This window comes from Mesorhizobium sp. M7A.F.Ca.CA.001.08.2.1 (assembly GCF_003998455.1).
Classification (GTDB): Bacteria; Pseudomonadota; Alphaproteobacteria; order Rhizobiales; family Rhizobiaceae; genus Mesorhizobium; species Mesorhizobium ciceri.
Map to the genome: position 1 here is coordinate 1 of NZ_RZPW01000087.1, position 12,754 is coordinate 12,754.

The following is a 12,754-nucleotide window of genomic DNA, read 5'->3' on the forward strand; positions in this document are numbered from 1 at the left end:
ATCTTGCCGGGTCTCTGGTCACAGGCTGGGGATTTGTGTTGAGCAATCTGGCCGAGAGCGGCGTGTTTGTCGGCATTCGATACCTTGTTTTGTTGCTTGGCTCCGAGACCCATCTCGGTGTCTTCTCGTTTTGTGTCGATCTTTCACAACGGTCTGTCGGCTTCTTCATGAATGCGGCCAGCTTCGTTTTCGTGCCAAGGGCGTTTCTCAGTGCCGCAAATGGAAACGTCAGGGAGTTTCGGCGCGGACTGTTCGAAGGAGCGGCCATCGCACTCATTTTTGCGGCTGCGGCTGCGGCCGGAATAGTTGGCCTGTTTTTCTCGGGCCATGCCTCCGGATGGCTGGGGAAGTCTTTTGATCCTGCGGTGTTCGGGATCGTTTCTTGTGCTGTTCTGGTCAACAGGACGAAAAAAGTGATCATCGACCCGTTTGCGCTTCGGTCGAACAAAGCGATGACGTTGACTTATTCCTACGCGATAGGGGCGTTGGCTTGCTGTTGTCTGGCGGCATTGGGCCTTTGGTGGCGGGTGCCGCTTGGCAGTGAAATGGCATTTTTGTTCGGATATGTCGTTGCCGCGGCCTGTTCCTTTTTCGCATTGAGGAATGTGATTGCAGACCAAGGGCCTGGTGCGAAACAGCGCACGGTTTTGATGGTCGGGCTGGATGCCAGAAATGAATGAGAAGAAAGCATTTTACGACGAGAAAAACAGGCGCATCGTCCATGTCGGCACGGTGGCCGATGACGACTATTGGGATTCTCACTGGGCCGACGGGATTGTCTTGAGGCCGGATCGCTTTGTCGTTGAAACCACCAAGCGATATCTGACCGGATCGGCCAAGGTCCTGGACGCTGGATGTGGCTTGGCCAATACGGTCCATGGCCTCCACCAGGCAGGCTTTTCCGCCTACGGGATCGACTTCGCGCAGAAGACCGTGGGGATGGTGAACCGTGCCGCGCCCCATTTGCAAGTGACCGTGGGGGATGTTCGAGCAACGGGCTTCGCGGACGAATTCTTCGATGGGGTGTGGTCCCTGGGGGTGATCGAGCATTTCTTCGACGGTTACGATGAGATCGCATTGGAGATGAGGCGCATCATCCGGTCAGGAGGAGTTGCCTTCGTGACAGTGCCGAGCATTTCTCCTCTCCGACAGTTGAAGATCAGAATGGGTCTCTATCCCAGGTTTTCAGGTGAACAGGCCGGATTTTACCAGTTCGTTCTTGGGCCGTCTTCGATTGTTTCCAGTTTCGAACAGCACGGCTTCAAACTTCTGGGATCCCAGCCAAGGGGAGGCTTCAAGGGGCTGAAGGACGAGACATTTTTCTCCAAGCCGATGCAGGCCTGGTACGACAGCAAGAATGGAATCCTGAGAGGTTTGCGTGCTGCCGCGGACCGGTTGCTCGGCCCATTTTCGCATCATACGCGGCTCTACGTCTTCCACAGGATATAACGCGGATGTCAAATCCGAGTGGGCGCAGATCGCCAAACGAAACCGGTGGTGAAGCAGTATCGATATTGCGAAAGTTTGTTCGTGCGAATGTGGCTGTTTCCGAGTTCCTGGACAGAGCTCTGCCGCGACGCCTTCGCATCGACGGCAACCGGACCTTTGCGACGGAGATAGCACCTCCCTTACTTACCTCAAATGCACGGGTTTACGACCTTGGCGGGGGTGCCAGGCCGTTCGTCAGTCTTTCGGAGAAGCGGCGCCTGAGGCTTTTTGTCGTTGGGCTCGACCTCGACGCGGAAGAGTTGTCGAAAGCGCCGCGCGGAATATACGACGAGGAGATTGAAGCGGACCTTACCTCATTTAGGGGGAGGGGCGATGCTGACGTCGTCATTTGCCAGGCAACGCTCGAACACGTCCGTGATGGCGAGGGTGCCTTGCGCGGCATTGCCAGTTGCGTGAAGCCGGGAGGCGTGGTTGCCATTTTCTCGCCCTCGCGCAACGCCGTTTTTGCCAGATTGAATCGGGTCCTGCCGGAGGGGATGAAACGACGGCTGCTTTTTGCGATCTATCCTGAAAAGGGCATGGGTCATGACGGGTTTCCGGCCTTCTACGACAAGTGCTTGCCCAGTGACGTCGAGACAATCGCAAAACGGAACGACCTGGAACTTGTCGAGCGCCGTCTGTTCTGGAAAAGCTCCTACTTCTATTTTTTCGTGCCGGCCTTTCTTGCCTGGCGCATCTGGTTAGGCGTTTCGGCCCTGCTTCTCCGCAAGGATGCCGCTGAAACCTACGCCTATGTCTTTCGGCGAAAACAGTGAGTTCCCGCGGCTCATGAAAAGGAAGCTCGCGCTGATCGCCATTCCGCTCGACAGAAGAGGCGGTGCCGAAACCATCTTGAAACTTGTTGCGCGCGCACTCGCGAGACGACCCGACTGGGACGTCGAAATCGGCTTCTTGGGTGGCCAGGCGGCGGGCGAGGCCGCTGGATCACACCAGAAGGGAATTCGGTGCAGCTACGGCTTTGGCGGCGGTAAGGCCATGAGCGAGGTTTTGCTCGCTCCGCGGCTGATCCGGCATCGGTACGATTTGGTGTTCTCGAGCCACGCACGGGTAAACTCGTTTCTGGCTGCCGCGCGAAGCGTTGGACTTCTCCGCAGCCACAGGCTGGTCGCCCGCGAGTCCACGGTGCTTCTGGACCGCTTCAAGGGTCCTCGCGCGCTCGCTTACAAGGCGCTCTACGCTGCCTATGGCAGCCAGGACATGATAGTCGCGCAAACGAGCTATATGAATGAACGCCTGCGTGACGTATTGCCCCGCCGAGCAATCGCCAAGCTGCGTACTTTGCCCAACCCGGTCGATGAAGATCTCATCGTCAAAATGTCCATGGAGGCATTGCCCGGGCACGACGCCGAGATACTTTCCCGCCGTCCGCAGATAGTCTGGTGCGGTCGGCTGATTGATGTGAAGCGTCCGACGATCGCGGTTGATGTGCTGGCCGAGGTCAGACGAAGGACCGGCGAGGATTATGAGCTGACCATGGTTGGCTCTGGACCCATGCAAGCGGAGTTGAGAGCCCGCGCTGGCGAGCTTGAGCTGGCCTCGCGACTAAATCTGCTCGGCCAGAGAGACAACCCGTTTCCACTGTTTCGCGCAGCGCGTGCCGGCATGCTCACGTCGGCGACGGAGGGATTTCCCAACGTCCTTCTGGAAATGATGGCTTGCCGGATTCCTGGCATCGTCACCACCCCCTGTGCGGGAGATCTGGACATGCTGTCGGGCCTGGAGATTTCAGCCGGCTTTGGCGCGTCGGAAGTTGCGGAAGCACTGCTGAAGGTCATCCAAGGCGGCGATCGGTCGGCCTTGTACGGAAAGACCTTGTCGGAAAGATCGCCGGATCGGTTTGCGGATATGCTGTTGAGAGCGCCGTCGTCATATCCGGGTGGGCAGAGATGACGCCCGTTGCTCGCGACAAGATAATCGTCTCGATAAACACATCCTGGAATGTCGTCAATTTCCGCAAGGGATTGATCGAGGCGCTGCGGAGCCGTGGCTATGAGGTGGTCGTCGTCGCGCCGAGAGACGCGTATTCTTCGCTGATTGCGGCCATGGGCTGCCGCTATGTCGAACTCGACATGGACAATTCCGGCACGTCACCGTTGCGGGATCTGGTCCTTCTGTGGCGCTATTGGCGTCTCTTGCGGCGCGAGAGACCGCTGGCGTTTGTCGGCTTCACGATCAAGCCCAACGTGTTCGGCTCCATCGCGGCCAATCTGAACGGCATTCCCGTCATCAACAACATTTCGGGATTGGGGACGGCGTTCGTCCGCGGTGGTCTGCTGCTCAGGATTGCCAAGGTCTTGTACCGGGTGGCGTTGGCCCGTTCCAAAATGGTTTTCTTCCAGAACGACGATGACCGGATGCTGTTCGTCGATGAACGACTGGTTCGCAAGGATCGAACCGCGCTTTTGCCTGGCTCCGGCATCGACCTCGTGCGTTTTGCCCCGTCGTCCGAAGCGCGCACCGGGTCTGGCGCCATCGTCTTTCTTCTCGTGGCCCGGCTTCTCTGGGACAAGGGTGTCGGCGAGTTCATCACGGCGGTCCGTCGGGTTTGCCGTGAGGTGCCCGGAGTGCGTTTCCAGCTGCTCGGCTTTCTTGATGTCGAAAACCGGACCGCGGTCAGCCGCGAGCACGTGGAAAAATGGGTTGCCGAGGGATTGGTCGAATATCTCGGCTCCACCGACGATGTGCGGCCTTTCATGCGTGCCGCCGATTGTGTCGTGTTGCCCTCCTACAGGGAGGGAACGCCGCGCTCGCTGCTTGAGGCGGCTGCGATGGGCAAGCCGCTGATCGCAACCGACGTGCCAGGATGCAGGGAAGTGGTGGACCACGCCGTCAATGGCTTCCTGTGTAAGGTGAGGGACCCTGATGACCTTGCGAGCAAGATGGTCGAGTTTGCGCGGCTGGACGGCTCGTCCAGGGACAGGATGGGGGCCCGGAGCAGAAACAAGGTCGAGCGGCAGTTTTCGGAAACGATCGTCATCGAGAAGTACATGCAGCAGATAGAAAGACTGAGCGCCCTTGCGACGAAATGAGCGGACCGGCCGCACAGGGTCGGATGGAGGATGGTTTTGTCAGTCAGGAGCATAGCGTTGCTTGCCGTCGTGGCTGTTTTGTTTGGTGTTGGCTTTCTAGGCATAATCGTCCTGCAGAGGGGCGGCTCGTCCCCCGCGAAGCCGGTAGCCGCGCTCGAGCCGTTTGACGGCAAGCTCGCCATTCCATCGGTCGATGATCTGCGCGTCGGCGGTCGCAAGATCTTGCTGTGCGGGGCGGCGTTTTCCAGGCCTCAGGCTATGCGCCTCCTGGTCACGGAAGCGGCGCGCCGAGACTATCAGGGGCTCGTCCTGGCCTGCAAACCTGTAGGTGCCGGAACACCTTGCGACGGCAAGATCGCTTCCAGGGTTGGCGATACCCTTGTTGTGCAGTGCCTGACGGCTGAGGGGGAAGATTTGGCCACCATACTTACGCAGGGCGGAATTCTCTGCGGCCAGCCGGTTCAGGCCGGCGCAACGTACAAACCTTGCTGAGCGGCCGCCAGTACAGACCGGAGGCTGTTGCGGCGAAGGGAGTGGTCTTCTTGTCAAGCTGGTCCGGCTGCCCGCATTTGGGTATTTATGGGTCCTTTATCGGGTATGTCGGTTCTTGAATTTTCGGGTATTTTTGGGTATATTTGTGGGTATGACGCTGAAGACCGACTCTCTGCAAATTACCGCCGAGATCCTTGCTCTGGTCGCGGAGATCGACGAATTCAAAGGGGCTTGGCGAGCGCTGGGCGCGCTCGCTCCAGAGCGCCTATCGGCTCTGCGCCGCGTTGCGACAATCGAGAGCATTGGCTCTTCTACCCGTATCGAAGGAAGCAGGCTTACTGACGGCGAAGTGGAGCAGCTGCTCGCCAACCTCGACATCAAATTCTTTGGGTCCCGAGACGAACAGGAAGTTGCCGGATATGCGCAGGTCATGGAAATGATCTTCGCGCATTTCGATGCAATTGATCTGACCGAAAACCACCTGACACAGCTACACCGTGACCTGCTGGCGTTCAGCAACAAGGATGAACGCCATCGCGGTGCATATAAGACACTCGCCAATAATGTCAGTGCGTTCGATGCCGACGGAAAAGAGATCGGCGTCATCTTCGAAACGGCGACGCCTTTCGATACGCCGAAGCGGATGAAAGAGCTTGTCGAGTGGACACGCGACACACTCAACGAGCAAAGCCTGCACCCTCTGCTCGTCGTCGCAATCTTCACGGTGGTGTTTCTGGAGATACACCCATTCCAGGACGGGAACGGACGGCTGTCGCGCGTTCTGACGACGCTCCTGCTGATGCGCAGCGGATATGCGTATGTGCCTTACTCTTCCCTCGAAAGCGTGATTGAGAACAGCAAGGAAGGCTACTATCTGGCGCTACGCCAGACCCAGAAGACGATCCGCAGCCCGAACCCCAATTGGCAGCCATGGGCTGTGTATTTCCTGCGCGCTCTGCAGCAGCAAAAGCGGAGATTGGAGAAAAAAATCGAGCGAGAACGTCTTGTGCTCGGCACGTTACCCGAACTCTCTCTGCAAATCGTTGAGGCCATCAATGAGCGTGGACGCATAACCATCAGCGAGATTGTTAACCTGACAGGTGCAAACCGAAACACCGTCAAAAAACACTTGGCCATTCTGGTCGAAGCGAACCATCTGGCCCAACATGGAACCGGCAAGGGAACGTGGTACGGCCAAAATAGGCGGTAAAGGCTTCAAGTCTGAGGCACGTCGACTTGGTGAGTTGGATCGAGGGTGGGGGGCATGGAGCCAGATCTCTATGGCCGGGAGAGCAGGAATGGGTAGCCGAGCCGGCCGTCTACCCCGTTGGCTGCGATTGGTATCGAGGCGATCTCGAACTACATGCTCTCAGCATGACCAATGGTCGAAATCGCGGCTGCCATCAAGGAATATCTACGCCGAGAATTGTATAGATAATTCAATATATTAGATCGGTTGGCGAAAGGTTTGGCGCGCTCAGCTTGGTCAAATCTTATCGAGCCAGTCACCGCGGAAAGGAGACCTCGAATTTTTGCCCTATAATAAGAAACCTGTGATAGGTAGTCGAAAACTATTAATGCGGTCTGGCTAAAGTACTGTGCTCTGACAGACACGCATCAGCTTAAATCGCCTCGCGCGCGCGAAACAGGTTGGAATTGTGGCCAAAAACTGGTACGCGCTAATGAACTGCCTTGGACTGGGTGCGCCGGAAGCGGTGCAGCAAGAAGGGATCGAAGACTGATGAACCTTGTGATTAAAACTGCGCTTGCCGTATTTTTCGTGTCAATCGGGTTTGGTTCAGCTTCATCGTTTGCCCAGGATGCTTCGTGCAGCTGCGCGACACCCTATCAAGGTTCGGTAAGCCCGATCGGATCCATTCATTCCGCCATCGGTGATGTGATGGTGTCGCAAACAACGGGCTATGGCGCTGCCAAGGTCGGAAGCACGCTCGATTTTGGTAGCCGTGTAGTGGTTGGCGCCAAGGGCGCGGCCTCCGTTCTGGTCGGCGGCTGCAGTCTGGAGGTTTCGGCCAATTCGAGCCTCGACGTTTCCCGCCTTGGCAACAACATTTGCCTCAAGCTTGTCGGCTCTGAGCAGACGGCTGCTATTCAGCCCTCCGGTGGCGGCGCCGGGTTCGGTCCGCCGGAGGCGATTTTCACGGGCGCGCTTCTGACGTCTGGCGTGCTCGCGGCGACGCAGGACGACGACAACGGCGTCAGCCGCTGACGAAGATATAGCGGTGTTGGCCGCTGTAGTGAAAGTGCTGGATCGGTCGGCGGCCCGGCTAATTTATTGGATTCGTTAACCATTTGCTTTATCGCTTGGGGTGGGGTGGGTGTGATTCGTACCAACAGGGCGAGTTGCAGGTTTTGGTGGGGTAAAAATGATGAGTTACCATCGGTTCGGGGCTGCTTTTGCTTTTGTTGCATTCGTCGCAGGAGGCGTCCTGTTGGCCGTGCCCGAGGCTGTAGCTCAGCAAACCTGTTCCTGTCTTGCGTCCGTGCCGGCGTCCGCAGACGCGATAGGTCGGCTTACGCAGGTCCGGGGTGATGTCCAGATGTCCCAGGCCGGCGGCTATGCAGGGGTGGATGCCGAGGCGCCGGTGTATGCGGGCGCTCGCATCATGACCGGGGCGCAGGCGTCTGCTTCGCTGGCTATCGGAACCAATTGCGCGCTCGATATTCCAGCCAATGCCACCGTCAAGGTCGACCCTATCGAAGGCGGCATGTGCGTTTCGCTTGAGACACCAACTGCGACGATCGTACCCGCCAACTCAGAACCTGGCATGCTGCCGGTTCTCTTGGGCGGCGCCGCCGTCGGTGGTGCCGCCGCCCTTATTATCGGCCTGCAGGATGACGACGACGCGGTCAGCCGGTAGGCGGGATACGACACCCGTTGTTTTGTGTAAATTTGTCAAATGCGTCATTCGCCTTCATGCGGGTGACGCATTTCTATTTTGTCGAGGCGAAGCTTTGCCTCCTCTCAACCAGAAACGCCAATGATCGACCTGCATTCACATATCCTGCCCGGTCTCGATGACGGTTCTCCTGACTTGGCCATGTCGCTGGAGATGGCACGGCTGGCAGTCGCCGACGGTACAACGCATATGGCATGTACGCCGCATGTGATGCCTGGGGTTTATGAGAACGCCACGCCAAACATTGCCGAGGCTGTTCAGGCGTTGGAACTGGAGCTTTATCGCGCTGCCATACCGCTTACCCTATATGTTGGCGCTGATGTTCATCTCGCGCCGGATCTTCCCGATCGATTGAGGCTTGGTACGGTGCCGACTCTGAACGGATCCCGCTATTTCCTGTTCGAACCGCCACATCACATTCTGCCTCCGCGGCTCGAAGACTTCGCCGCCCGTCTCATAGGCGCCGGCTTCGTGCCGATCCTCACTCATCCAGAACGGTTGACCTGGATCAAGGCGAATTACGACGTCATCGAGAGGTTGAATACGCTAGGCTGCCTTATTCAGCTCACGGCTGATTCTGTGACGGGGGCCTTTGGACGTACGGCGCTGTACTACTCGGAGAAGCTGCTGGATGAGGGCAGGGTGGATATTGTCGCCTCCGATACGCACGGCGCCAGCCGCCGGCGGCCAGGGCTTTCGCAGGCGGTTGTCGCCATCGCGAACCGGTGTGGGGAAGATGAGGCTTACAACATGGCAGTGAAACGCCCGGACGCGATATTGCAGGATCGGCCGCTCGTGCCCATCGGAAAGCAAAGCGCGAGAAAGTCGGGAGGCAGCAGTGCGGGGCGGTTTGGCGGATTGGGCCGGTTGTTCAAGAGCGGGGCTCTTTGATGGGCATTTTCGATCTTGCAAGAAGTCGTGCGGGCACCGTGCCCGCCTTACTCGCATCACTAGCGATATCTGCTTGCGCAAGCACTTCGTCGACATCGACGTCCACCACCAGTTCTGTCGATGCGCTGCAGCCGACGGCGTCTTCATCGGCGCTCTCTGGCGGTGGTACGCTGCAGGTGGTCAAGGATCTTCCGCCGCCGCAGAATACCCAGAATGGCAGCGAGCAGCCGCTGTCCGCCAACGATGTGCTCGAGGTCAGTGTGTTTCAGGTCGATAATTTGAACAGAACAGTTCAGGTCGACGCAGGCGGGCAGATTTCGCTTCCGCTGATTGGAACCATGACTGCAGCCGGCAAGACCGTTCGTCAGCTCGAGAAGGAAATCGAGACTGCCTACGGTGAAAAGTACTTGCAGTCGCCTGACGTGACGATTTTCGTCAAGGAGTCGATTGGCCAGCGCATCACGGTCGATGGTGAGGTCAACAAGGCCGGCATTTATCCGGTGTCCAGCAGCGCTTCCTTGCTCGACGCGATCGCCCTTGCCGGAGGGTTCAATCCGGTCGGTGATGCCGGCAAGGTCTTCGTCTATCGCAATGTCGGCCAAAACAAGCTGGTCGCAAATTACAATGTCGAGGAAATCCGCGCCGGCAAGAACCGCAACCCGCGCATCTATGGCGGCGACGTGGTCGTCGTTTTTGCTTCGAAGTCGAAAATCGCGATGAACAATTTGAAGGATGCGCTGGGCCTCGCCTCCAGCGCTGCCCGCATTGCGGTCATTCCGTAGACACGGACAACCCCAGGATCACCTCGCGCATGCTCGATCGCAACAGGCAGCCCCAACTTGCCGGACCCGGACATGGTCAGGCCCTGTCCGCGGACTCCTATTACGACGTGCCGCAAAACTACGGTCCCTATGGTCGCGACTATGCGGGCCAGGATGAGGGGTTCAACCCGCTCAAGCTGCTTTTATACATCGTCCAGTATCGCTGGCTGATCGTCATGATGGCGGCCGCCGGGCTCGTTGCCGGCGTTATCGTGACGATGATGCAGACACCAAAATATCAGGCGACGACACAGCTCGAAGTTCTGGTGCCTTCGGCGAAAGTGTTTCAGGACATTGAGGTTGTTTCCGAAAACAGCGACGTCCGGGCCTTCCTGACCGCGCGGGAGAAGCTGAAGAGCCGGGCATTGGCTCAGCGCGTGGTGTTCCAGCTTGGGCTTGGCGAAAGGCCGGACTTTCTGTTTCCGACGCCGAGCTTCTCCCCGAGCAATATTGTTTACCGTGCGTTCGGGATGTCCAAATCACCTTCCATTGAGGAGAAAACGCCCGAAGAGCGCGAGGCAATTGCCATCAAGCGCATCCAGGAAGATCTAACGGTCAATCTGGTCACCAATACAAGCCTGTTATCGATCACCTTCGTCGATCAAAAGCCGAAATATGCAAGCGACGTTGCCAATCAGGTCGCGCAGAGTTTTATCGATCAACGTCTCGATCAGACCAGCGAGACCTCCGATCTGGCACGGCAGTTCATCCAGGAGCAGGTTTTGCAGGTGAAGCAAAAGCTGCAGACCTCCGAAAAGGAACTGGTCACCTATGCAAAAGATGCCGGCATCACTGTTACCGGCGACGACAAATCGCTGATCGGCTCGAACATCGAAGCCCTGAACACCGCCCTGGCCACCGCAATCCAGGAGCGTCTTGATGCGGGGCGGGTGGTCGATCAGATAGAAAAGGGCCGCGGGTCGAGCCTCGGTCCGGTTCTGGAAAGCGAAGGTCTGCAGAAGCTTAGCGATAAACTGGCGGATCTGACCAGCCAGTATCAGCAGAAATTGGGCATCCTGAAACCCGGTTTTCCGGAAATGCAGCAATTGCAATCGCAGATCAAGGAACTGCAGCGACTCTACAACAACGGCGTGCTGGCGATAACCGATTCGTTGCGGCTGAAATATCAGGAAGCGCAGAACAAGGAAACCGACCTCAAGTCCAAGCTCGCGGAGATGGAGAGGCAGCAGGTCGTCTTCAACGACAAGAATATCAAATACACGATCCTGAAGCGCGAAGTCGACTCCAACCGGTCGCAGTATGACAGCCTTATCGCCAAGCTGAATGAAGTCGGTGTTAGCTCGGAACTCAAGACGCAAAGCGCTGCGATAGTCGATTTCGCTTCGCTGCCCACAGCCCCCTATTCTCCACGTCTGAGCATCAATCTTGCAGTCGCTCTCGCGCTTTTCATGGCCCTGGCTGCATCGATCATCTACATCATCGAGTTGCTGAACAACACTTTCACCAATCCGGAGCAGATCGAGAAAGAGCTGGGGCTGACGATGCTCGGCATCCTGCCGCTTGTTGGTGATCGCGAACTCATAGCCAGCATCGCCGATCAAAAATCCGGGCTCTCCGAGGCCTATCGTTCGCTGCGAACATCGCTGCAGTTCTCCGGTGCGGAGGGCGCGCCGCGATCGCTGCTGGTGACCAGTTCGGAACCGTCGGAAGGCAAGTCGACCACGTCGTTCAAACTTGGCCAGGATTTCGCGGCACTCGGCGCAAGGGTTCTGCTTGTTGACGGCGATCTCCGCAAACCCAACCTGCACCGGCTGTTCGGCCTCGACAATGCGATCGGGTTGAGCAACCTGCTGACAAATACCGTTCGCAAGGACGATCTGCCGGGCATTTTCAGACCGACGAAATATCCCAATGTCACCGTGCTGACGTCCGGAACGATTCCGCCGAATCCGGCCGACCTGCTCTCGTCGCCGAAGATGGCGTTGATCTTGACCAATCTAGGCAAACGCTTCGATCTGGTCATCATCGACGCACCGCCGGTCGTCGGTCTTTCCGACGCACCAATCCTCAGCCGGCTTGCCGAAGGCACATTGATGGTCGTTTCGACCAATCAGGTCACACGCAAGTCAGCCAAAACGGCACTCAAGCGTCTGCGCTCAGCCGGTGCGAATGTGATCGGGGCGGCGATGTCGAAATTTACGGTCAACAAGTTCGATTACAATTACGCCTATAAATACATGAACTATCAGTACTACGACTATGGCGCGAGTACCCCGAAAATTGAGGGCAAAGTCGATGACGGAGCAGGCCAGCCCGCTCACGCGAAATCTCCGGCGTTCAGGCGTTTGGTTCGTCGCCTCCGTTCTGGTGTTGGCGGTTTCGTCGGTAGGGCTAAGTCGGCTTCTTGAGTCGGAAACGCCGGCCGTCTCGCTTGCGCTCGATCCGTTCAACGTAGATGCCTTGATAGGCGAAATTGCCGGTCGGTTGAGCGAAACAGGCGACGGTGCTGATCTCGATGTCTTGGCAACAAAGGCGAAGGGCGCGCTTCGTTTCAATGTCGCGGATGCCCGGCTCTACAGCCTGATAGGCGAGATTGAGTATCGACAAGGCGAGAAAGATGAGGCTTTCGAACTCTTCGACCAGGCTCGAAAGCTGTCCAAGACTGAAATCCATTCGCTTCAGAGATCGATCGATCGCTCGATCGAGGTGGGCGATCTGTCAAAGGCCGTTGCCGAGATCGACACGTTGCTGCGCCGGTGGCCCGACAGATTTCCAGTCATTGCGGCTGGCTTGCCGGCTATTCTTTCAAACCCGGACGGATATCAGGCTGTCCTGGCAGCCTTGAGGATCGAGGCACCGTGGAGATCCAGTCTTTTCACCGCGCTTGGCAAGGATCCGCGGGGCCTGCGCGTCGCAAATCAACTGTTGCTGGACCTTGCCGGATCGAGCTCACAACCGACATCGAAGGAACTGTCTGCCGTAATCAACGGGTACATCAGGCAGAAGGAATACGAGGCGGCCTACCGGCTGTTCCTGTTCAGTCTGTCCGATCAGGAGCGGACACTGGCCGGATACATTTTTAACGGCGGCTTTGAACAGATCCTCAGCGGCAAGCCATTCGACTGGCAGGTTC

The 12,754-nt window shown here is 57.6% G+C and carries 12 protein-coding genes and 1 pseudogene; all 13 read left to right on the forward strand.

The window, feature by feature from the left end:
* On the forward strand, nucleotides 1-680 hold a 680-nt coding region (locus tag EN914_RS07965), incomplete at its 5' end, for a hypothetical protein (protein ID WP_206527189.1).
* A complete protein-coding gene (locus EN914_RS07970; protein ID WP_032899285.1) occupies nucleotides 673-1,449 on the forward strand; it encodes a bifunctional 2-polyprenyl-6-hydroxyphenol methylase/3-demethylubiquinol 3-O-methyltransferase UbiG in 777 nt (258 codons plus the stop codon). The genes EN914_RS07965 and EN914_RS07970, both read left to right, overlap by 8 nt.
* A gap of 5 nt (nucleotides 1,450-1,454) precedes the next feature.
* Nucleotides 1,455-2,264, forward strand: a complete 810-nt coding sequence (locus EN914_RS07975) for a bifunctional 2-polyprenyl-6-hydroxyphenol methylase/3-demethylubiquinol 3-O-methyltransferase UbiG (protein WP_081714306.1) — start codon at nucleotides 1,455-1,457, stop codon at nucleotides 2,262-2,264.
* Nucleotides 2,242-3,399: a glycosyltransferase gene (locus EN914_RS07980; RefSeq protein ID WP_024503655.1), complete on the forward strand. Its 1,158-nt coding sequence runs from the start codon at nucleotides 2,242-2,244 to the stop codon at nucleotides 3,397-3,399. Before EN914_RS07975 ends, EN914_RS07980 begins: the two co-directional genes overlap by 23 nt.
* Complete coding sequence (locus EN914_RS07985; protein ID WP_024503656.1) at nucleotides 3,396-4,538, forward strand: glycosyltransferase family 4 protein; 1,143 nt, start codon at nucleotides 3,396-3,398, stop codon at nucleotides 4,536-4,538. Before EN914_RS07980 ends, EN914_RS07985 begins: the two co-directional genes overlap by 4 nt.
* 57 nt (nucleotides 4,539-4,595) lie before the next feature.
* Nucleotides 4,596-5,030, forward strand: coding sequence for a hypothetical protein (locus EN914_RS07990; protein ID WP_127218955.1), 435 nt, complete (start codon nucleotides 4,596-4,598; stop codon nucleotides 5,028-5,030).
* Nucleotides 5,031-5,181: 151 nt separating this feature from the next.
* On the forward strand, nucleotides 5,182-6,240 hold the full coding sequence (locus EN914_RS07995; RefSeq protein WP_024503658.1) for a Fic family protein: 1,059 nt from the start codon (nucleotides 5,182-5,184) through the stop codon (nucleotides 6,238-6,240).
* A 531-nt stretch (nucleotides 6,241-6,771) separates the two neighbouring features.
* Nucleotides 6,772-7,257: a hypothetical protein gene (locus EN914_RS08000; protein ID WP_024503659.1), complete on the forward strand. Its 486-nt coding sequence runs from the start codon at nucleotides 6,772-6,774 to the stop codon at nucleotides 7,255-7,257.
* A gap of 331 nt (nucleotides 7,258-7,588) precedes the next feature.
* Nucleotides 7,589-7,909 (forward strand): hypothetical protein, encoded by a 321-nt coding sequence (locus EN914_RS08005; protein WP_024503660.1) that lies wholly within the window; start codon nucleotides 7,589-7,591, stop codon nucleotides 7,907-7,909.
* Nucleotides 7,910-8,029: 120 nt separating this feature from the next.
* Nucleotides 8,030-8,839 carry a tyrosine-protein phosphatase gene (locus tag EN914_RS08010; protein WP_024503661.1) on the forward strand — a complete coding sequence of 270 codons (810 nt, stop codon included), beginning with the start codon at nucleotides 8,030-8,032 and terminating at the stop codon, nucleotides 8,837-8,839.
* A 176-nt stretch (nucleotides 8,840-9,015) separates the two neighbouring features.
* Nucleotides 9,016-9,621: a polysaccharide biosynthesis/export family protein gene (locus tag EN914_RS08015; RefSeq protein ID WP_224696614.1), complete on the forward strand. Its 606-nt coding sequence runs from the start codon at nucleotides 9,016-9,018 to the stop codon at nucleotides 9,619-9,621.
* A gap of 29 nt (nucleotides 9,622-9,650) precedes the next feature.
* The gene (locus tag EN914_RS08020; protein ID WP_024503663.1) at nucleotides 9,651-12,029 is read left to right on the forward strand and encodes a polysaccharide biosynthesis tyrosine autokinase; all 2,379 of its coding nucleotides are present in this window, start codon (nucleotides 9,651-9,653) and stop codon (nucleotides 12,027-12,029) included.
* Nucleotides 11,989-12,754 (forward strand): annotated as a pseudogene (locus EN914_RS08025) (hypothetical protein); the annotation flags it as partial. The gene EN914_RS08020 and the pseudogene EN914_RS08025, both read left to right, overlap by 41 nt.

What these genes read in the sequence shown, in the direction of transcription:
- EN914_RS07970 (WP_032899285.1), top strand. Translation starts at nt 673, where the DNA reads ATGAATGAGAAGAAAGCATTTTACGACGAGAAAAACAGGCGCATCGTC.
- EN914_RS07975 (WP_081714306.1), top strand. Translation starts at nt 1,455, where the DNA reads ATGTCAAATCCGAGTGGGCGCAGATCGCCAAACGAAACCGGTGGTGAA.
- EN914_RS07980 (WP_024503655.1), top strand. Translation starts at nt 2,242, where the DNA reads ATGTCTTTCGGCGAAAACAGTGAGTTCCCGCGGCTCATGAAAAGGAAG.
- EN914_RS07985 (WP_024503656.1), top strand. Translation starts at nt 3,396, where the DNA reads ATGACGCCCGTTGCTCGCGACAAGATAATCGTCTCGATAAACACATCC.
- EN914_RS07995 (WP_024503658.1), top strand. Translation starts at nt 5,182, where the DNA reads ATGACGCTGAAGACCGACTCTCTGCAAATTACCGCCGAGATCCTTGCT.
- EN914_RS08000 (WP_024503659.1), top strand. Translation starts at nt 6,772, where the DNA reads ATGAACCTTGTGATTAAAACTGCGCTTGCCGTATTTTTCGTGTCAATC.
- EN914_RS08005 (WP_024503660.1), top strand. Translation starts at nt 7,589, where the DNA reads ATGTCCCAGGCCGGCGGCTATGCAGGGGTGGATGCCGAGGCGCCGGTG.
- EN914_RS08010 (WP_024503661.1), top strand. Translation starts at nt 8,030, where the DNA reads ATGATCGACCTGCATTCACATATCCTGCCCGGTCTCGATGACGGTTCT.
- EN914_RS08020 (WP_024503663.1), top strand. Translation starts at nt 9,651, where the DNA reads ATGCTCGATCGCAACAGGCAGCCCCAACTTGCCGGACCCGGACATGGT.